The organism is Sphingomonas sp. Leaf10, assembly GCF_001421245.1.
Classification (GTDB): Bacteria; Pseudomonadota; Alphaproteobacteria; order Sphingomonadales; family Sphingomonadaceae; genus Sphingomonas.
In genome coordinates this window covers 453,099-473,001 of sequence record NZ_LMKE01000001.1, presented here as the reverse complement: position 1 = coordinate 473,001, position 19,903 = coordinate 453,099, and the positions used below count along the sequence as shown (strand labels likewise).

Here is a 19,903-nt window from a genome sequence, read left to right as displayed (position 1 = left end):
AGGGGCTGGGGGTGGGTCGGTCTGTTGGCGGGCGTTACCTTCCCTCACGCGCCAACCCACCCCCGGCCCCTCCCTTTCAGGGAGGGGAGAGGCACGGGCGGTTGCGGTTATACTGACCGCTAGCGATCAGCCGACCAGCAACGCCTTGATCGCGTCGATCGCCTCGGCGCCCTTCGATCCGTCCGGACCGCCGCCCTGCGCCATGTCGGGACGGCCGCCGCCGCCCTGCCCGCCCAGAGCCGCGACCGCCGCCTTGACCAGATCGACCGCGCTGATCCGGCCGACAAGGTCGCTCGACACGCCGACACCGACCGAGGCACGGCCGTCATTGACCGCGACCAGCGCGACCACGCCCGACGGCACGCGGGTGCGGGCTTCGTCGATCGTGCCGCGCAGGGCTTTGGCCTCGAGGCCGTCAATGACCTGGCCGAGGAAAGCGATGTCGCCGACCTGTTCGGGGCCGGCAGGGGCGGCACCAGCACCGCCACCCATTGCCAGCGCCTTCTTGGCCTCGGCCAGTTCGCGTTCGAGGCGACGGCGGTCCTCGACGAGTTGCGCGACGCGGGCCGGCACTTCGTCGGGGGTCGCCTTCAACGCGGCGGCGGCTTCGCGGAGTTTGGCATCGCGATTGCCGAGCCATTGGCGAGCGGCCTCGCCGGTCAACGCCTCGACGCGGCGGACGCCCGAGGAAACGGCGCCTTCGGACACGATCTTGAACAGGCCGATCTCGCCCAGCGCATTGACGTGGGTGCCACCGCACAGTTCGATCGAATAGGTGCCTTCCGCATCCTGCCCCATCGAGACGACGCGGACCTCGTCGCCATATTTCTCGCCGAACAGCGCCATCGCGCCCATCGCGATCGCGTCGTCGGGGGTCATCAGCCGGGTGGTGACGCTGCCGTTGCCGCGGACCTGCGCGTTGACGTCGGCTTCGACCAGCGACAGCGCGTCCGCCGCGATCGGCGAGGGTTGCGAGAAGTCGAAGCGCAGCCGCTCCGGCGCGACCATAGACCCCTTTTGCGCGACATGGGTGCCGAGCCGTTCGCGCAGCGCCTCGTGCAGCAAATGCGTCGCCGAATGGTTAGCGCGGATCTGGGCGCGGCGGGCGGTGTCGATAGTGAGGGCGACGCTGTCGCCGACCTTCAGCGTGCCGGCGTCGATCGTCGCGACATGGGCGTGGAGCTTGCCCAATTGCTTGGCGGTGTCGGTGACGGTCGCCTTCAGCCCCGCCTCAGTCGCCATGGTGCCGGCATCGCCGACCTGACCGCCGCTTTCGGCATAGAAAGGCGTCTGGTTGGTCAGGACCAGCACTTCGTCGCCGGCGTCCGCCGACTCGACGCGGGCGCCGTCCTTGACGATCGCGACGACCTGCCCCTCGCCCGCCTCGACCGAATAGCCGATGAATTCGGTCGGACCGGCGGTTTCGAGAACGTCGAACCAGATATCGTCGGAAGCCTTGGCGCCCGAGCCCTTCCATGCGGCGCGGGCCGCCCGCTTCTGCTCGGCCATCGCCGCGTCGAAGCCGGCGCGGTCGACGGCGTAGCCTTGCGCGCGGAGTGCGTCTTCGGTCAGGTCATAGGGGAAGCCATAGGTATCGTAGAGCTTGAACGCGGTCTCGCCGGCCAGCGTCGCCCCTTCGGCCAGATCGGCGGTCGCTTCGTCGAGGAGCTTCAGCCCCTTGTCGAGGGTACGGCGGAACTGGGTTTCCTCCTGTTGCAGCGTCGCTTCGATCAGCGGCTGCGCGCGGACCAGTTCGGGATAGGCCGCGCCCATTTCGGACACGAGCGAGCCAACCAGCCGGTGCATCAACGGATCCTTGGCCCCCAGCAGATGCGCGTGGCGCATCGCGCGGCGCATGATGCGACGGAGGACATAGCCGCGCCCTTCATTGGCGGGCAGCACGCCGTCGGCGACGAGGAAGCCCGATGCGCGCAGGTGATCGGCGATGACGCGGTGGCTGGCCTGGGTCGGCCCTTCCGCCCGCGTGCCGGTCAGTTCGCAGGATGCGGCGATCAGCGCCTTGAACGTATCGGTGTCGTAATTGTCCGACACGCCCTGCATCACCGCCGCGATCCGCTCCAGCCCCATGCCGGTGTCGATCGACTTTTTGGGCAGTTCGCCGACGATCTCGTTCGCGTCCTGCTCGAACTGCATGAACACGAGGTTCCAGATCTCGACGAAGCGGTCGCCATCCTCGTCCGGCGAACCGGGAGGGCCGCCGGGGATGTGGTCGCCGTGGTCGTAAAAGATTTCCGAGCAGGGACCGCACGGGCCGCTGTCGCCCATCGCCCAGAAATTATCCTTGGTCGGGATGCGGATGATCCTGTGATCGGGCAGCCCGGCGATCTTCTTCCACAGGTCGAACGCTTCGTCGTCGGTGTGATAGACGGTCGCGGTCAGCTTGTCCGCCGGAAGGCCCCAGTCGCGCGTCAGCAATTCCCAAGCGTTCAGGATCGCCTGTTCCTTGAAATAATCGCCGAACGAGAAATTGCCGAGCATTTCGAAGAAGGTGTGATGCCGCGCGGTGTAACCGACATTGTCGAGGTCGTTATGCTTGCCGCCGGCGCGCACGCACTTCTGCGACGACGTCGCCGTCACATAGGGCCGCGTCTCGAGGCCGGTGAACACGTTCTTGAACGGCACCATGCCCGCATTGACGAACATCAGCGTCGGGTCGTTCTGCGGAACGAGCGGCGCCGAGGCGACGCGGGCGTGGCCGGCCTTCTCGAAAAAGTCGAGGAACGAGCGGCGGACATCATTGGTCGAGGTCATTCCGGCTCGATACGCAGGCACGCGCGACTTGCCAAGCTGGGACAAGCACGGGGGTTGACCCGGACGAAACATTCCCGTCCTTTCCCGCGCAAACGATCAGGGACTGCGCATGGCCAAGCGGCTCACGACTTTCATTCTCATCGCGCTGGTAGGCGGCCTCGTGCTCGGCTGGGCGCTGAACGCCGGGCTGGACGATGGCGGCGGTGCGGGCACCGCGACGCTGAAGAATATCGCCTATTATCTGTCCGCCGTGACCACCGTGTTCCTGCGGTTGATCAAGATGATCATCGCGCCGCTGGTCTTCTCGACGCTGGTCGTCGGCATCGCGCATATGGGCGACAGTTCGTCGCTCGGCCGGGTCGGTCTGCGGTCGTTCGGCTGGTTCGTGATGGCGAGCTTCATCTCGCTGACGCTCGGGCTGGTACTGGTCAATCTGTTGCAGCCGGGCGTGGGTCTGGCCCTGCCGGTCCCGCCGGTCACCGCCGACAGCGGCGTCGTGAAGCCAGCGTTCGATTTCGTGAAGTTCGTCGGCCATATTTTCCCCGCCTCGGGCATCGAGGCGATGGCGACCAACGAGATCTTGCAGATCGTCATCTTCTCGCTGTTCATCGGCGTCGCGCTGACCGCCGTCGGTGAAAAGGCCGCGCCGCTGGTCCGCGCGCTCGAAGGACTGGTCGCGGTGATGTTGCAGGTCACCGATTACGTCATGCGCTTCGCACCCTTCGCGGTGTTCGCGGCGGTGACGGCGACGCTTGCCGAGCGGGGACCGGGGATCATCGGCGACCTCGCCTACTTCATGGGCAGCTTCTATCTGGGTCTCGCCACGCTGTGGACGGTGCTGATCGGCATCGCCTTTGCCATCATCGGCCCGCGGGTGAAGATGCTGCTGCGCTATCTGCGCGATCCGATCCTGCTGGGCTTTTCGACTGCGTCGTCGGAGGCCGCCTATCCGCGTACGTTGGAGGCGCTCGACCGGTTCGGGGTGCCGCCGCGCATCGCCAGCTTCGTGCTGCCGCTCGGCTATTCGTTCAATCTCGACGGGTCGATGATGTACATGACGTTCGCGTCGATCTTCATCGCGCAGGCCTATGGCATCGACCTCAGCTGGGGACAGATGTTCCTGATGCTGCTGGTTCTGATGATCACGTCGAAGGGGATTGCGGGTGTGCCGCGCGCCAGCCTGGTGGTGATCGCCGCGACGCTCGGCATGTTCAATATTCCGGAGGCCGGGCTGCTGCTGATCCTCGCCATCGACCATTTCCTCGACATGGGTCGTACCGCCACCAATGTCGTCGGTAACGCGATCGCCGCCAGCGTGATCGCCAAATGGGAGGGCGGGTTCGACGCGCCGGAATCGCCGGTGATCGAGCCGTTGCCGACGCCGTCGGGGCATCCGCGCACCGATGTCCCCGACAGCTTCCGCGACATGGGTGAGCCGAAATAATGGAGAGTCGTGAAGCGGACCGCCCCGCCCCGCCCGCCAGCGGGCCGACCTATAGCAGCTATCTGCGGCTCGACCGGTTGCTGACGTCGCAGGAGCCGTTGTCGGACACCCATGACGAATTGCTGTTCATCGTCATCCATCAGGCGTCAGAATTGTGGATCAAGCTGTGCCTGCATGAGCTGGAGGCGGCACGGCAGGCGTTGATCGCCGACCGTCCGGGCAGCGCGCTCAAGATGATGGCGCGCGTCGCCCGCGTGCAGCAGCAACTGATCCAGAGCTGGGAGGTGCTGGCGACGATCACGCCCGCCGATTACACGGCGATGCGCGGCAAGCTGGGCGGCAGTTCGGGGTTCCAGTCGGTGCAGTACCGGCTGCTCGAATATATGCTGGGTGCCAAGAAGGCGGGGATGCTGGCGGCGCATGACGGCGACCGGCAAGCGCAGGCGGTGCTGACCGAGGCGCTGTCGCGGACCAGCCTGTATGACGAGGCGCTGCGGATGCTGGCGCGGCGGGGGTTCGACATTCCGGCGGACCGGCTGGAGCGCGACTTTACCCAACCCTATGCCGCATCGCCGGCGGTCGAGGCGGCGTGGCAGGCGGTGTATCAGGATCCCGATCTGTGGTGGGATCTGTACGAACTGGCCGAGAAGCTGGTCGACCTCGAATACCGGGTGCAACTGTGGCGGTTCGGCCATCTGAAGACGATCGAGCGGATCATCGGCTTCAAGCGTGGCACCGGCGGCACGGCGGGCGTCCCCTATCTGGCGAAAGTGATCGACGAAGTGTTCTTTCCCGAGTTGCTGGCCGTGCGGGTGGCGTTGTGAAGTCGCTGGCCGAGGCGAAGGCGCTGGACGCCGGCGATGCGCTCGCCGGCTTTCGTGATCGATTCGCGCTGCCGGAGGGGGTGATCTATCTCGACGGTAATTCGCTGGGCGCGTTGCCGAAATCGACACCGACGCGGTTGCAGGCGGTGGCGGTCGAGGAATGGGGTCAGGGGCTGATCCGCAGCTGGAACGCACATGACTGGGTCGGTGCCGGGCGGCGGGTCGGTGCGAAGATCACGCGGTTCATCGGCGCCGAGCCGCATGAGGTGGTGGTGGCGGATTCAACCTCGTCCAATCTCTACAAATTGTTGGTCGCGGCGGTGAAGGCGCAGAACGGACGGCGGACGATCCTGTCGGAGCCGGGCAATTTTCCGACCGACCTGTATATGGCCGATGGCGCGGCGTGGAGCGTTGGCGATGCGCAGGTGAAGACGGTGCCGGTGGCGGAGATCGTCGATGCGATCGACGACGATGTCGCGGTTGTGCTGCTCACCCATGTCCATTACAAGAGCGGGGCGATGCTCGACATGGCCGCGATCACTGCGGCGGCGCAGGCGAAGGGCGCGCTCATGTTGTGGGATCTTAGCCATAGCGTCGGGGCGGTGCCGGTCGACCTGAACGGCTGCAACGCCGATCTGGCCGTCGGTTGCGGCTATAAATATCTGAACGGTGGGCCGGGTGCGCCGGCTTTCCTGTACGTGGCGGAGCGGCATCAGGCGGTGTTGCGATCGCCGCTGTCGGGATGGTTCGGCCATGCCATGCCGTTCGACTTCGGCGACGACTATGCACCGGCAGCGGACATCGGCCGGTTTCAGTGCGGGACGCCGCCGATCCTCGGGATCGCCGCGTTGGAGGAAGGGATCGCGCAGTTCGATGCCGTCGATCTTGCCGCACTGTTCGCCAAAGGACGGGCTTTGGGCGATGCGTGTATCGAGCTGATGGCCGAACATTGTCCCGAAATGGAACTGGTGTCGCCGCGTGATGCGGCTGCGCGTGGCAGCCATGTCTCGTTCCGCCATCCACAAGCCTATGCGATTTGTCAGGCGTTGATCGATCGTGGGGTGATCGGCGATTTTCGTGCGCCGGACGTGCTGCGGTTGGGGTTTGCGCCGCTGTATGTCGGGTTTGCCAACCTGTGGCGGGCGGTGGCGGTGCTCGCTGAACTGCTGCGCGACGACAGTTGGGACCTGCCCGAATATCATGCGCGCAACGCGGTGACCTGACGGAACGAATTGGGAACGGGGCGGTTGGTGGCGGCGAAAGGAACTGCCATGACCGAACATGCCAATCCCAAGAGCGAACCCTTTTCAAATGCCGAGAAGGATCCGGACGACTGGACGACCGGTGATGAAAAGATGACCGGGGCGCAGGCGTCGTATCTCAAGACGCTGAGCGAAGAGGCCGGCGAGCCGTTCGACGACGGGCTGACCAAGGCGGAAGCGTCGAAGGCGATTGATGCGTTGCAGGAAAAGACCGGGCGCGGGGCGAGCTAATACTTCGTCGCTTCCGCCCTCCCCTATCTAACCCACCCGTTTGCTTCGAGCGGAGGTTCGAGCCTGTCGAGAACCGAAGTCGAGAAGGGGTTGCCCCGAGCGATCAAGTTCTCGACGGACGCTTCTCGACAAGCTCGAAGCTGCTCGAACCGAACGGGGGTAAGATCGGCGTTAGCGTGTCGTCGGCATCGCCATCAGCCGGTCGAGCAAGACCAGTCGGGTGGCGAGATCGACGCGGTACGGCGCATTGGTCCGCGACCGCTTGAGGGCTGCCAGCCAGGCCCGCTTCGCACCGGGCAGGTCGCCGGTCTGGATCAGCGCCATGCCGTAATAGAAATACGGTCCGGGATGGTCGGGTGCCTTGGCGATGCCCTGCGCAAAGGCGAGCTTGGCGGCGGGCGATAGCACCCGGCCGCCGTCGTGCGCGAGGATCGCGGTGCCGAGCCGGGTCCAGAGCCGCGCGCTTTGCGGATTGCCCTGTAGCCCGCCCGATACTGCGTTCACCGCCGCTTGAGTCGCACCGGCGCGGGCGAGGCCGTCGGCGGCGACGGCATAGGCATAATCGTAAGTGAAACGGCCCCAGATCGCGTCGCGTAGATCGTCGGCGGCGATGTCGACCGGTTCGGTCTCGCGGTGCGCGGCGCGTGGCGTGCCGGGCAGTTCGGGCCGTCCCTGCCACGCATAGCCGGCCGCGCCCAGCATTAGTCCGGCACCCACGAACCCCCAGAGCGGCTTGGCAACGCGCGCCACGACCAGCAGCGCGAAGCAGCCGACGAGCAGCGCGAACAGGATCAGCCAGCCGTTCATCGCCGCCTCCGCTTCAGACTGCGCCGTGCGAGTATGATGCCTATACCGAGCAGCAGCAGCGGCGTCGCCCAGAGCACGATGCCGGCAGACGAAAAGGGCGGATCGTAGCTGACATAATCGCCATAGCGCTGGATCAGCCAGTCGCGGACCTGATCGGGGCGCTCGCCCGCCGCGATGCGTTGCCGGACCAGCGCGCGCATATCGGCGGCCATGTCGGCATCGCTGTCGGCGATCGACTGGCTTTGGCAGACGAGGCAGCGCAGCGTTTCCATCAGCGCCTTGGCCGATCGCTCCTGCGCCGGATCGGGCAGCTGCGTATCGGCGAGTGCCGGGGGCGGCACGTTCGACTGTGCCGAGGCGGGGCCCGCGAGCAGCAGCGCGAGGGGGAGTAACAGCCTCATTGCGCGGCCTTCAGCTTGGCGAGCAGGACCGGCACATCCTCGTCGCGGATCGCGCCGATATGCTGGTGGGCGATGCGGCCCTGCCCGTCGATGACGAAGGTTTCGGGGACGCCCGACGATCCGAGCGCGAGTTGTACTGAGCTGTTCCGATCGTCACCGATCGCGGCATAGGGGTCACCATAGTCGGCGAGGAAGGCGGCGACCTTGTCGGGCGTATCGCGGATGGCAATCGCGTCGATCGCTGCGCCGGCCTTGGCCAGCTTCGCCAGTTGCAGAGCCTCCGCAGCGCAGGGGACGCACCAGCTGCCGAAGACGTTGAGCAGGCGTGGCTGACCGGTGCGGAAAGCGGCGGTGACGAGGCCGGGCTTAGTCGGGACGGCGGGCGCAAGGGTGAAGGCGGGCAGAGGCTGACCGATCAGGCGCGAACGGACCTGTCGGTTTGGCTCCTGCCGCAACATCCATGCGAACAGGCCGGCGATGGCGACGAACGCCAGCAGCGGCACCCAGAGCAGCCGCCGCTTCACCGCGCCCTCCGCCGCCGGACGCGACCGATCAAAGAGATGAAGCCGCCGAGCGCGATCAGGCCGCCGCCGGCCCAGATCAGCGTCACGAACGGTTTCCACCACAGCCGCAACTGCCGCCGCCCGCCATGATCGTCACGGCCGAGCACGGCGTACAGCTGCCCGTCCCAGAAGGTCGCGAGCGCGGCTTCACTGGTTTCGGTCGGCGGGTTGGCGAAGAAACGCTGTTCGGGGCGCAACAGGAACGGCACGCCGCCGTCGCGGATGACGATCAGCCGCCCCTGTACCGCCGACCAATTACCGCCGACGACCGGCTTGATCGCTTCGAAGCGGATGGCGAACGGGCCGACGCGGTTCGTCTCGCCCGGTGCGGCGGCGACGAGGCGTTCGGCGTTAAACGCACTGTCGCTCGCCATGCCGGCGAGGCTGACGGCGATGCCGAGATGCGCCACGACCATGCCCCAGATCGGCAGCGGGGTCCGCCACGGACTGCGTCCGACCAGCGGCAGGACGCTGGCGACCGCCAGCCCGGCGGCGAGCGACAGGCCGAGGACCGGCATCCAGCCGGCGTCGGTGAACAGCGACGCCACGAAGGCGAGCAAGGTCACCGCCGCTGGCACCGCTATCCGCCGGGCGACCGCCCTGCCCCGATCGCGCCGCCAGCGCAGCAACGGTCCGACCGCCATCGCCGCGACCAGCACCAGCGCGATCGGTCCGGCGGCACGGTTGAAGAAGGGCGGGCCGACCGACAATTGCACGCCGAACGCCTCGGCCAAGAGCGGATAGAGCGTACCGATCAGGACGATGCCGAGAATGACCGACAGCAACAGGTTGTTGAGCACCAACCCGCCTTCGCGGCTGACCGGTTCGAACAACGCCCCCTGTCGCACCGTACCGACGCGGAAGGCGAACAGCGCCAGCGCCCCACCGATATACAGGATCAGCAGCGCGAGGATGAAACTGCCGCGCGTCGGATCGACGGCGAAGGCATGGACGCTGGTCAGGATACCCGAGCGGACGAGGAAAGTGCCGACCATCGACATCGAGAAGGCGACGACCGACAGCATGATTGTCCACGCGCGGAGACCATCGCGGGTCGCCAGCACCGTCACCGAATGCAGCAGGGCAGTCGCCGCCAGCCACGGCATCAGCGATGCGTTCTCGACCGGGTCCCAGAACCACCAGCCACCCCAGCCGAGTTCATAATAAGCCCAGTAGCTGCCCGCGGTGATGCCGATGGTCAGGAATATCCATGCGCCGAGCACCCATGGCCGCATCGCCCGCGCGAAATCGCGGCCGACATCGCGGGTGATCAGCGCCCCGACGGCAAAGGAAAATGCCACCGACAGGCCGACATAGCCGAGATACAGGGTCGGCGGGTGGAAGGCGAGACCGGGGTCCTGCAACAACGGGTTGAGGCCAAGACCGTCGAGCGGTGCCGGTGACAGGCGGGCGAAGGGATTGGAGGCGAACAGCAGGAAGGCGTAGAACCCCGCCGCGATCGCCGCCTGCGCCGCCAGCGTCGCGACATGGGTCCGCGCAGCCAGCAATCGCTCGAACAAGGCGATCGCCCCGCCGGCCACCGCCAGCACGGTGACCCAGAGCAGCATCGACCCTTCGTGATTGCCCCATGTCGCCGCGACCTTGTACAGCATCGGCTTGGCACTGTGGCTGTTTTCGGCGACCAGCAGCACCGACAGGTCGGTGCGCGCGAACAAGGCGACCAGCGCGGCAAAGGCACCGAGCGCGAGCAACCCCTGCGCCACCGCGACCGGGCGGACGGCGGCGAGCAGGTCGCGAACGATCTGCGGCGGTTCCTCCGCTCGCGACGACAGCGCGATCGCCGCCATCGCCAGTTGCAGCAGCGCCATCGCCGCCGCCAGCCACAGCGCGGCAAGACCGGCTTCAGCGATCACTGGGCGAGGCTTTCGCTCTTGTGCATCTTTCCGGCGACCTGCGGCGGCATGTAGCGTTCGTCATGCTTGGCAAGGAGATTGTCGGCGACGAAGCCGCCGCCGGCCACGAACTTCCCTTCCGCGACCACGCCCGAATTCTCGCGAAACAGGTCGGGGACGATGCCGGAGAAGCGGACCGGCACGGTCGCCTTGCCATCGGTGACGGTAAAGGCGATCGTCACGCCATCGCCCATGCGCTTGATCGATCCGGGTGCGACCATGCCGCCCAGCCGCACCGGCTTGTCGATCGGCGCGGACGCAGCATCGGCGGGTGCGTAGAAGAACGCCGCCTCGTCGCTCAGCGCCGACATCGCCAGCAGCACCGCGCCGACGATCGCGACCACCGCCAGCAATGCCAGCGTCATGCGTTGCCGTTTCGGACTCATCCCCGCTCCGCGCGGCGCATCGCCACCCATGCGAACAGGATCAACGCGACGATCGCGCCGATCGTCAGGCCGTATGCGGCGAGGATGAAGGGCCAGTGGTTCATGCGGCCGCCCGGCGACGCATCCGCGCCTCCGCCTTGATCCGGGCGAGATCGGCACGCATCCGCATCAGCACGATACCGCCGAACAACAGGCTGGCGCCACCGGCCGTAAAGCCGAGCGGCCACAGGATCGACGGGTCGATGGTCGATTTGGTCAACGTAATGCTCGGCCCCTGATGCAAGGTGTTCCACCATTGCACCGAATAGCGGATGATCGGCAGCAGCGCGGTGCCGGCAATGCCGAACAACGCCGGTATCCGCCCATCACCATCGCGTTCGGCATCAGCGCGAGCGAGGGCAAGATAGGCGAGATATACGAAGAACAGCAGCAGCATCGACGTCAGTCGCCCGTCCCATTGCCACCATGTTCCCCAGGTCGGACGCCCCCAGATCGATCCGGTCGCCAGACAGACGCCGGCGAACACCGCACCGGGCAGCGCGATCGCCCGCGCCGCGACCGCCGCGAGTGGATGCCGCCAGACCAGATAGACGATGCTCGCCATGGCGAGGCCGGACCAGCCGCCCATGCCGAGCCACGCGGCGGGGACGTGGACGTAGAGGATGCGGACGCTGTCACCCTGTAGATAGTCGGCCGGCGTCTGCGTCAGCCCCGCCCAGCAACCGAACAGGAACAGGGCCAGCCCGCCCCAGACCAGCAGCGGGGTCAGCGGTCGCGCGATCGACAGAAATCGACGGGGATTGGCAAGGGCATGAATGCTGGGCACGGTCGCGCCCTGTCTATGCAAGCCGCGCGCAAACGGCAATGCGGATCGACGTCGTCCCGCCATCCGCAACCGTAACGATACATTACCGTTGGTACGCTACGGACTTGAACCCAAGTCGGGCCGGTTTGTACGGGAGCCATCATGAGTTTGCTGCAAGACCACGCCGGATTCGTAAACCGCGCCGCCGCCGCCGGTCGGCGCATGTCGGCCAATCTGTTTCTCGCCAATCTCAGCGAAGCCGATTTCGCGTTGCTCTCGGCGCATTTCGAACGGGTGTCGATTGCCGTTGGCGACGTGATCGTACCGGCAGGCGGACGGATCGAACATCTGACGTTCCTCGATTCCGGCATCGCGGCGTTGCTCGATACGATCGAGGGCGAACGGCTGCACGCGGTCGGATTGATCGGTAACGAGGGGTATCTGGGTTGGCCGGTACTGCTGGGCGACGACCGGTCGCCCTATACGACGATTCTACGTGCCGAGGCCGGTACCGCGCTGCGCATCCCGGTCGACCGGGTGCTGGAGGCGGCGGACCAGAGCGATACGCTACGGCAGGCGCTGCTACGCTTCGTCGAGGTGTTCATGATCCAGATGGGACGGACCGTCGTGTCGGCGCTGGGCCATTCGGTCGAACGGCGGCTGGCGCGGTGGATCCTGCTGTATCACGATCGGGTGCGCGGCGACGAAATCACGATGACGCATGAGGAGTTCCGAATCATGCTGGGCGTCCGGCGCAGCAGCATCACCGACGCACTCCACCGGTTGGAGGAACAACATGCGATCCGATCGGTCCGTGGGCGGGTGATCGTGCGCGAGCGGGAAAAGCTGCTGGCGCTGGCCGCCGACACCTACGGGTCGGCCGAGGCGGCGTATGAGCGCCTTGTCCGGGTCTAAGCGCCTTCGTCCCGACCGGTGAACGGGCGGGGTGATGCGGATTACGGGCCGTCCACCTTTGGACGGCCCGTAATCCGTGTCGGTCAGGTTCCGCTGGCGGCGCTCTGACGGATCGTGCCGTTGACGCCGTTCGGAAAGAACCCGCCCGCCGTCTGTGCGGTGCGGTTCAGATACACGATATTGAGTACCTGGCCTGGCGTGCGGCTGAAGGCGATGGCGCTACCGTCGGCGGGGACGATGTTGGACGCGATCGTCGTGCCACTGCCGGTCGGGCGGATGCCCTGATCGAGATCGCTGCTGCCATCGAGGCTGTCGCGCGCGTTCGAGATAGCGTCGGCGGCGTCGAGCAGCGCCGGTGTGGCGACGCCCTTGCGGTACAGCACGGTCCGAACCAGCCCGGCGTGATATGCCTCCGCCGCGTGGATGCCGGCTGCGGCTTCGAGAAAGGTCTTGTTCGAGATGAACCCGACCGCACCCTTATACGCCGTGACGCCGACGTCTTCGAAGATATACGCGCCGAGCAGGAAATTCTCGTCATTGGCATAGACGTCGAATGCCGCCCCCGCCCCGATCAGCCCGGCGGCACGTGCCGCGTTCGAGAAAGCGCTAGTCGCGGTCACGCCGATATCGATTGCCGGTTGCGCGACCGCCGCCGATCCGAGGTTTCGGCGAAGGAAATTGACGTGCGCGATTTCGTCGGCCGCGATTTCGCGAGCATAACGCGCGACGAGCGGGTCGGTGAAGGTTACCTGCCGGCCACCGGTCACGGCGCCCTGATTGCCGGTGCCCGACAGGCTGCTGTTGGGCAGGCCGGTGCCGAGCGCGGCGAAGGAGTAGAATTGCGCTTCGAGATATTCGAGGTTCAGCGCGAAGTTCAACACATCGGCGTCGCTGATCGCGCTGGTGGGCGTCGGCGTCGGCGTGGGTGTGGGGGTCGGGGTGCCACCGTTGATCGCGCCACCGCCGCTGTCGCTGCATGCGCCGAGCAGCGAGGCACCGGCGGTCGCGACCGCAGCGCCCCCGGCATAGCGCATGAACTCGCGCCGGGCGTTGCGGCGTTCGTCGCAGGCTTCAAGAACCTGAAGGATCGGATCTTTGGTCATGATACTGTCTCCCTGGCTCAGTTGGCGGCGCTGGCGCGGATGGTGCCGTTCACCCCATTGGGGAAGAAGCCGCCGCCGCTGACCTGGGTGTTGTTGAGGTACACGATGTTCAACACCTGTCCCGCCGAGCGGCTGAAGGCGATGCCGTCGCTGTCGAGGGGGACGATGTTGCTGGCATTGGGATTGCTCGACAACGGGGTCAGGCCCTGATCGAGGTCGGTCGTGCCGTCGAGGCTGTCGCGCGCGTTGGAGATGGCGTCGCTCGCCTCGATCAACCGTGCCGAGGGCGTGGCGATCCCCTTGGCATACAGCGTGGTGCGGACGATCGCCGCATGATACGCTTCGACCGCGAGAATGCCGGCAGCGGCCTCGAGAAACACCTTGCTGGAGAGCAGGGGCGCGGCGCCCTTATAGGCGGTCACGCCGACATCCTCGAAGATATAGGCGCCGAGCAGGAAATTCTCGTCGCTAGCATAGGGGTCGAAGCTGGCCCCTGCCCCGATCAGTCCCGCCGCGCGGGCAGCGTTCGAGAAGGCGCCGGTGGCCGAGGCGCTGATGTCGATCGCCGGCTGGGCGACGGCCGAGGTGCCGAGACCGGTGCGCAGGAATTCGACATGCGCACGTTCGTCGGCGGCGATCTCACGGGCATATTGGGCAACGACCGGGTCGGTGAACGTCACCTGCCGTCCGCCGGTTACCGCGCCCTGTTGACCGGTACCGGTCAGCAGCGAACTGGGCAGGCCGGTGCCGAAGGCGGCGAAATAGTAGAACTGCGCCTCCAGATATTCGAGATTCAGCGCGAAATTGAGAACGTCCGCATCACTCGGCGCGGACTGTGCGATGGCTTCGTTCGATTCCGAAGCGAAGATCACGGCACCGCCGATCGCCGCCGCCCCGCCCAGCATCCGAAAGAAGTCGCGCCGGTCCTCGCGGCGTTTGGCGCGTGCTTCGAACGCCTCCGTCAACAACGTTTGATCGGTCATGATACCGTCTCCCTGCATCGTTATTTCGATGGAACGATGCCCGAGCGGCAAAAGATGCACGCCCGATCCGGACGTACGGTTCCGTACAGGGAGCGGCCGATGACTGGATTGCAAAAAATCTTGCGGGCAAAAGGTCGTCAAATGGCGTTCGTAGTGCAAACAGACATTTCGCCCGACAATGGCAGTTTTCTGCCGACGACGGACAATCGGCTGATCGGATCGCTGCGCGCGGAAACGCGGCGACGACTGGCGATGGCGGCAACCCGCATCGAATTGAATACGGGCGACGTGCTTACCCGCGCCGGCGAACCCATCGATCGACTGGTCTTTCCCGAAGGCGCACCGGCGATGCTGTCGGTATCGACCGGCGGATCGTCGCAGGATGTCGGGCTGATCGGGCGCGACGGCGTGGTCGGCTGGTCGCGCCTGTACAGCGACCAGCCGACGCCGTTCACCGCGCGCGTCCATATCCAGTCGGGCAGCGCGATCGAAATCCCGGCGGCGGCGGTCGTCGATGCCGCCGACGACGATCCCGAATTGCTCAAACGCATCCTGACCTTCGCCCAGCGCTTCACGATGCAGATGGCGCGGACGCTGGCGTCGGCGCTGCGCGACGTGCCCGAACGGCGCATCGCCCGGCTGCTGCTGATGATCGACGACCGAATCGATGGCGACACCATGTCGGTGACCCATGCCTCGATCGCAGCGACGCTGAACCTGCGCCGGGCGACGGTCACCGACTGCCTCCACATTTTGGAGGGCGAGCATATGGTGCGGTGCTCGCGCGGGCGGATCACGATGCGCGACCGCGCGGCGCTGCAGGCGCGCGCCGGGCTCGCTTATGTCGCCGAAGACGGCCTGGCGCCCGAAACGCCGCGCTGATTGTCAGGGCTTTCCGCGCACCGTCTTCAGGTCGATGCCGAGCCGCTGCACCTTGTAGTAAAAGGTCTTGCGCGGGATGCCGAGGCGGTCGATCGCCGCGCCGATCTCGCCGCCGGTCGCGGCGATCGCGGCGAGGATCGCCTCGCGCTCGAACGCGGCGATGCGTTCAGGCAGCGGGCGGCTGGCGTCGTCGGACGCCGCCATGCTGCCACTCCCGTCGAGCCCCAGCACGAAGCGGTCGGCGAAATGCGCCAGTTCGCGGACATTGCCCGGCCAGTCGTGATGCGCGAGCAGGTCGCGCGCCTCGTGCGTCAGTGACGGCACCTCGCGCCGCAGCCGCGCTGCCGACGCGTCGACCAGATGCGCGAACAGCAGCGGCACGTCCTCGCGCCGTTCGCGCAAGGGGGGAATGCGCAGCCGCACCGCCGCCAGCCGGTAGAGCAGCGCCGGGGCGATCGCATCGGGCGCGCGTTGCGCCTCCTCCGCCGCGGTTGCGATGACGCGGATATCGACCGGCACGACATCGCGCGGCCCCCGGATCGCCCGATCCTCGATCACCTGGGTCAGCCGCCCCTGCAAGGCGCGTGGCGCCTGATCGATATCATCGAGGAACAGCGTGCCGCGCTGTGCCCCGACGATGCCGCGATCGCCGAGCGTTGCGAACAATTCGTCTTCGATCGCCTGTCCGGGCAGTGCCGCACAGGCGACAGGGACGAAGCGATGCCGGGCGCGACGGCCGGCGCGGTGGATCGATCGTGCCAGCAATTCCTTGCCGGTGCCGGTCTCCCCTTCGATCAGCAGGTCGATATCGGTATCGGCCAGCACCGGGATCATGTCGCGAAGACGGACGATCGCGGCCGAACGACCGATCAGTGCGGCCTGTTCACCGCCCGCCGCCTGCGCCCGCAACCGGCGATTGTCGAGCGCCAGCGCCCGCGCGGCGACGGCGCGGGTGGCGGCGGCGACGAGGGCGTCGGGATCGAACGGCTTGGGCAAGAAGTCCCATGCTCCCGCCTTCAGCGCGTCGACCGCCATTTCGACATCGGCGTGGCCGGTGACCAGCACCACCGGCAGCGTCGGATCGCGCTCCCGCAGGATACGGAACAGTTCGATCCCCGACATGTGCGGCATGCGCACGTCGGTGACGACGATGCCGTCGAAATCGGCATCGATCGCCAGCAGCGCCGGCTGCGCGGCGACGAAGGGCAGGACATCGAACCCCGCCAGCATCAGCAATTGCTGGGTCGAGGCGCGCAGGTCGGGATCGTCCTCGACCAGCGCCACCCGCCCCCGGACCGTGCCCGCGGCGCTCATGGCACCCGCCGCAGCGTCGCTTCGAAGCGGGCGCCGCGCTCCGAAGGCAGCAGCCGCAGCGTGCCGCCCAGATCGGTCATGATGTCCTGCGCGATCACCAGCCCCAGCCCGAGTCCGTTGGGGCGGCTGGTGACGAAGGGGGTGAACATGCGTTCGGCGACCGCCGGGTCGATGCCGGGACCGTTATCGGCGACGACCAGCGAGACGATGTCGCCATCGACCTGCACCTCGATAGCGATGGCCGGATCGGGGCGGCCGTCGAGCGCCTCCAGCGCATTCTGCAACAGGTTCACCAGCACCTGTTCCAGCCGGACCCGCCCGGCGATCACCAGCAGATCGTCGGGAAGGACCGGCGCGGTGAAGTCGACCTCGGACAATCGCTCCTTGAGGATCAGGCGGGCGCCATCGACGATATCGGCCAGCGGCACCGGGCCGATCGTGCCGCTGCCCTTGCGCGCGAAACCGCGCAGTTCGGCGGTGACAAGGCCGATGCGGTCGGTCAGCCGGGCGATTGCACCGAGATTGTCGTCGACCTGCCGCGCATCGCCCCGCGCCAGCAATTGGCGGGCGGCGGCGACATAATTGCGGATGGCGGCGACCGGCTGTGCGGTTTCATGCGCGACGCTGGCGGTGATCTGTCCCAGCGCGGCGAGGCGATTGGCTTGGCGCAACCCTTCGCGCAGATCGGCGGCACGGGCCTCGGCGGCGGCGCGTTCCTCCATCTCGTCGCGCAACAGGCGGGTGCGATCGGCGACAGCGGCTTCCAGCTCGCTGGTACGGATCGCCCGGCGACGCGAGCGTTCGCGCAGCCCCCACGCCAGCGCGAGCAATGCAAGCGTGGCGATCGCCGCCGCGATCGCGCTGCCGCGCACTACGCCCCCGACCGCCGGTTGCAGCGGCATGGCGAGATGGACGCGCCAGCCGGCCGCGTCGGCATCGGTCTCGACATGCTGCAACAGCCGCCGTTCGCCGTTCAGGCGAATCGCATCGTCGAGGATCGCGAACGGGCGCGGACGCAGTGCCTCGGCGCCGCTGTCGGCGCGTACCGCCGCGGCGATGGCCGGGGCGATCGGCCGGGTGGTGGCGAAGCGCCATTGCGGGCGGCTGGAGATCAGCACCACCCCCGCCCTGTCGGTAACGAAGGTCAATCCGCCCGCCGCCGCCCATTCCTGCTCGATCCGGTCGAATTCGAGCTTCACGATCACGACGCCGCCCTCCGCCGTCCGGCGGCTGAGATACAGGCCGGGGCGGTGGCTGACGGTGCCGAGCGCGAACTGCATGCCCGATCCCGCGCGCATGGCGTCGCGATAATAGCGGCGGAACGAATAGTCCTTGCCGACAAAGCTCTGCGGATCGGTCCAGTTGCTGGCGGAGGTCGCCAGCCCGTCAGGTCCGATGACGTAGATGACCGACGCGCCGGTCGCGGCGGCGAGTGCGCCGAGCTTCACATTCAGCGCGCCGGCCGCGCCATCCGCACCCCGCACCGCTGCCACGACGTCGCGATCGTCGGCGAGCGCCAGCGGCAACAGGCGGAAGCGAGCGATCTCGCTGGCGAGCAATACCTGCCGCAGGCGGGCATCGGCCTCCATCGACGCGACGAGATCGGCGCGGGCGCGGCGTTCGGTCAGCCGACCCACCAGCGCGGCGGCAAGTACGCTCAGGAGCAGCGCCCCGAACACCCATCGAATCCATGCCGATCTGAGTCCCGCCCGCATCGGATCACAGCTTTACGAACCGGAAAGCTTTTGTGCAAGAAATTGCACTTCGACGGATTTCGTTGGCGAAAATTGGCGCAGTTTATCTGTCGTAATTTTCCTAAGATACTGTTTTAGATATGCTTTCGGAACTGGATTGCGTGGACGACAACCTTGATTGCAATTCGTTAAACCATCCCAGTCGCGCCAACCGCCAGGGAAAGAGCAGGGCCGGGCGCACCAGAGGATGAAAGGTCGTCATATGATAATCGCTGGTCAGTCCCCCCACCCGCCGATTCCGCCGGCAGCCAAGCCATGGTATGCGCATCTGTACGTGCAGGTGCTCGTCGCCATCGTGTGCGGCGTGCTGCTCGGTCATTTCTACCCGCAGACGGGCGAAGCGCTGAAGCCGCTCGGCGATGCGTTCATCAAGCTCGTCAAGATGATCATCGCGCCGGTCATCTTCCTGACGATCGTCACCGGCATCGCCGGTATGCGCGACCTTGCCAGCGTCGGGCGCGTCGCAGGCAAGGCGTTCGCCTATTTCCTGTTCTTTTCAACCCTCGCGCTGGTCGTCGGCCTGATCGTGGCCAACGTCGTGCAACCCGGTGCCGGGCTGAACATCGATCCGTCGACGCTCGATACGTCGAAGGTCACCGAATATGCCGAAAAGGCGCATGATTCGACGATCACCGGCTTCCTGATGGGGATCATCCCCGACACGTTCATCTCGGCACTGACCGAGGGCAACATCCTGCAGACGCTGTTCGTCGCGATCCTGTTCGGGATCGGCCTCGCCATGATCGGTGACAAGGGCGAGCGCGTCCTCGATGCCCTCAACGACATCTCGATCGCCTTCTTCAAGGTCGTCGCGATCCTGATGAAAGCGGCACCGATCGGCGCGTTCGGCGCGATGGCGTTCACAATCGGCAAATACGGCATCGGCACGCTGTTCAGCCTCGCCGCGCTAGTCGGCACCTTCTACCTTACCGCGCTGATCTTCGTGATCGTCGTGCTGGGCGCGGTCGCGCGGTTCTGCGGCTTCTCGATCTTCAAGCTGATCTCGTACCTGAAGGCAGAACTGCTGCTGGTGCTCGGCACCTCGTCGTCGGAAAGCGCGCTGCCCTCGCTGATCGAGAAGATGGAGCGTGCCGGCATCCCGAAGTCGATCGTCGGCCTGGTCGTGCCGACCGGCTATTCGTTCAACCTCGATGGCACCAACATCTACATGACGCTGGCGGCGCTGTTCATCGCGCAGGCGTGCAACGTCGACCTGACGCTGGGTCAGCAGTTGCTGCTGCTTGCCGTCGCGATGCTGTCGTCGAAGGGGGCGGCAGGTGTCACCGGGGCGGGCTTCATCACGCTCGCCGCCACGCTGTCGATCGTGCCGACCGTGCCGGTCGCCGGCATGGCGCTGATCCTCGGCGTCGATCGTTTCATGAGCGAATGCCGCAGCTTGACGAACTTCATCGGTAACGCGGTGGCAACCGTCGTCGTCGCAAAGTGGGAAGGCAAGCTCGACAAGCACCAGTTCGACGAGGCCATGGCCGGTCGCAGCGTGCGCATCGATCAGATGCCCGAAGGCGCCATCCCCGCCGAATGAT

19 protein-coding genes are annotated in these 19,903 nt (G+C 66.5%); 7 read left to right on the top strand and 12 right to left on the bottom strand.

The genetic code is table 11. The features are described from left to right. Positions 1 to 126 precede the first annotated feature (126 nt). Positions 127 to 2,772: an alanine--tRNA ligase gene (gene alaS / locus ASE59_RS02260; RefSeq protein WP_056451530.1), complete on the bottom strand. Its 2,646-nt coding sequence runs from the start codon at positions 2,770 to 2,772 to the stop codon at positions 127 to 129. Positions 2,773 to 2,881: 109 nt separating this feature from the next. On the opposite strand from alaS, the gene ASE59_RS02255 reads away from it, so the two are divergent. Genes ASE59_RS02255 through ASE59_RS02240 form a run of 4 tightly spaced genes read left to right on the top strand, consistent with a single transcriptional unit; the run spans position 2,882 to position 6,533 of the window. Beyond that, the gene (locus ASE59_RS02255; protein WP_056451528.1) at positions 2,882 to 4,216 is read left to right on the top strand and encodes a dicarboxylate/amino acid:cation symporter; all 1,335 of its coding nucleotides are present in this window, start codon (positions 2,882 to 2,884) and stop codon (positions 4,214 to 4,216) included. Next, on the top strand, positions 4,216 to 5,040 hold the full coding sequence (locus ASE59_RS02250; protein WP_056451525.1) for a tryptophan 2,3-dioxygenase: 825 nt from the start codon (positions 4,216 to 4,218) through the stop codon (positions 5,038 to 5,040). Before ASE59_RS02255 ends, ASE59_RS02250 begins: the two co-directional genes overlap by 1 nt. Then, positions 5,037 to 6,263: a kynureninase gene (kynU, locus tag ASE59_RS02245; RefSeq protein ID WP_082458025.1), complete on the top strand. Its 1,227-nt coding sequence runs from the start codon at positions 5,037 to 5,039 to the stop codon at positions 6,261 to 6,263. The genes ASE59_RS02250 and kynU overlap by 4 nt, the downstream gene beginning before the upstream one ends. A 48-nt stretch (positions 6,264 to 6,311) precedes the next feature. Next, entirely contained in the window at positions 6,312 to 6,533 is a 222-nt protein-coding gene (locus ASE59_RS02240; protein ID WP_056451523.1) for a DUF3072 domain-containing protein, read from the top strand. A gap of 171 nt (positions 6,534 to 6,704) precedes the next feature. On the opposite strand, the gene ASE59_RS02235 is transcribed toward ASE59_RS02240, so the two are convergent. From ASE59_RS02235 to ccmC, 7 genes are read right to left on the bottom strand one after another with little or no spacing between them, the layout of a single operon-like run. Continuing rightward, complete coding sequence (locus ASE59_RS02235; protein WP_056451521.1) at positions 6,705 to 7,340, bottom strand: tetratricopeptide repeat protein; 636 nt, start codon at positions 7,338 to 7,340, stop codon at positions 6,705 to 6,707. Beyond that, the gene (locus ASE59_RS02230; protein WP_056451519.1) at positions 7,337 to 7,741 is read right to left on the bottom strand and encodes a cytochrome c-type biogenesis protein CcmH; all 405 of its coding nucleotides are present in this window, start codon (positions 7,739 to 7,741) and stop codon (positions 7,337 to 7,339) included. Before ASE59_RS02230 ends, ASE59_RS02235 begins: the two co-directional genes overlap by 4 nt. Beyond that, complete coding sequence (locus ASE59_RS02225) at positions 7,738 to 8,265, bottom strand: DsbE family thiol:disulfide interchange protein (RefSeq protein ID WP_056451517.1); 528 nt, start codon at positions 8,263 to 8,265, stop codon at positions 7,738 to 7,740. Before ASE59_RS02225 ends, ASE59_RS02230 begins: the two co-directional genes overlap by 4 nt. Continuing rightward, the gene (locus ASE59_RS02220; RefSeq protein WP_056451516.1) at positions 8,262 to 10,178 is read right to left on the bottom strand and encodes a heme lyase CcmF/NrfE family subunit; all 1,917 of its coding nucleotides are present in this window, start codon (positions 10,176 to 10,178) and stop codon (positions 8,262 to 8,264) included. Before ASE59_RS02220 ends, ASE59_RS02225 begins: the two co-directional genes overlap by 4 nt. Next, on the bottom strand, positions 10,175 to 10,603 hold the full coding sequence (gene ccmE / locus ASE59_RS02215; RefSeq protein WP_056451512.1) for a cytochrome c maturation protein CcmE: 429 nt from the start codon (positions 10,601 to 10,603) through the stop codon (positions 10,175 to 10,177). Before ccmE ends, ASE59_RS02220 begins: the two co-directional genes overlap by 4 nt. Next, complete coding sequence (gene ccmD / locus ASE59_RS19415; RefSeq protein WP_156359823.1) at positions 10,600 to 10,707, bottom strand: heme exporter protein CcmD; 108 nt, start codon at positions 10,705 to 10,707, stop codon at positions 10,600 to 10,602. Before ccmD ends, ccmE begins: the two co-directional genes overlap by 4 nt. Next, complete coding sequence (gene ccmC, locus ASE59_RS02210) at positions 10,704 to 11,429, bottom strand: heme ABC transporter permease CcmC (protein WP_082458078.1); 726 nt, start codon at positions 11,427 to 11,429, stop codon at positions 10,704 to 10,706. The genes ccmD and ccmC overlap by 4 nt, the downstream gene beginning before the upstream one ends. A gap of 141 nt (positions 11,430 to 11,570) precedes the next feature. Between ccmC and ASE59_RS02205 the strand changes: the two genes are divergently transcribed. Continuing rightward, positions 11,571 to 12,323 carry a Crp/Fnr family transcriptional regulator gene (locus ASE59_RS02205; RefSeq protein WP_056451510.1) on the top strand — a complete coding sequence of 251 codons (753 nt, stop codon included), beginning with the start codon at positions 11,571 to 11,573 and terminating at the stop codon, positions 12,321 to 12,323. Positions 12,324 to 12,406: 83 nt separating this feature from the next. Here the strand turns inward: ASE59_RS02205 and ASE59_RS02200 are convergent, their stop codons facing one another. Further along, positions 12,407 to 13,426 carry a ferritin-like domain-containing protein gene (locus ASE59_RS02200; protein ID WP_056451508.1) on the bottom strand — a complete coding sequence of 340 codons (1,020 nt, stop codon included), beginning with the start codon at positions 13,424 to 13,426 and terminating at the stop codon, positions 12,407 to 12,409. Positions 13,427 to 13,443: 17 nt separating this feature from the next. Beyond that, a complete protein-coding gene (locus tag ASE59_RS02195) occupies positions 13,444 to 14,409 on the bottom strand; it encodes a ferritin-like domain-containing protein (RefSeq protein ID WP_056451506.1) in 966 nt (321 codons plus the stop codon). A gap of 141 nt (positions 14,410 to 14,550) precedes the next feature. On the opposite strand from ASE59_RS02195, the gene ASE59_RS02190 reads away from it, so the two are divergent. Further along, positions 14,551 to 15,291: a Crp/Fnr family transcriptional regulator gene (locus tag ASE59_RS02190; RefSeq protein ID WP_056451504.1), complete on the top strand. Its 741-nt coding sequence runs from the start codon at positions 14,551 to 14,553 to the stop codon at positions 15,289 to 15,291. Between the two features lie 3 nt (positions 15,292 to 15,294). On the opposite strand, the gene ASE59_RS02185 is transcribed toward ASE59_RS02190, so the two are convergent. Beyond that, positions 15,295 to 16,605, bottom strand: a complete 1,311-nt coding sequence (locus ASE59_RS02185; RefSeq protein ID WP_056451502.1) for a sigma-54-dependent transcriptional regulator — start codon at positions 16,603 to 16,605, stop codon at positions 15,295 to 15,297. Beyond that, on the bottom strand, positions 16,602 to 18,320 hold the full coding sequence (locus ASE59_RS02180) for a sensor histidine kinase (protein ID WP_056451500.1): 1,719 nt from the start codon (positions 18,318 to 18,320) through the stop codon (positions 16,602 to 16,604). Before ASE59_RS02180 ends, ASE59_RS02185 begins: the two co-directional genes overlap by 4 nt. A gap of 241 nt (positions 18,321 to 18,561) precedes the next feature. On the opposite strand from ASE59_RS02180, the gene ASE59_RS02175 reads away from it, so the two are divergent. Then, positions 18,562 to 19,902, top strand: a complete 1,341-nt coding sequence (locus tag ASE59_RS02175) for a dicarboxylate/amino acid:cation symporter (RefSeq protein WP_056451498.1) — start codon at positions 18,562 to 18,564, stop codon at positions 19,900 to 19,902. The last annotated feature ends 1 nt before the right edge of the window (position 19,903 follow it).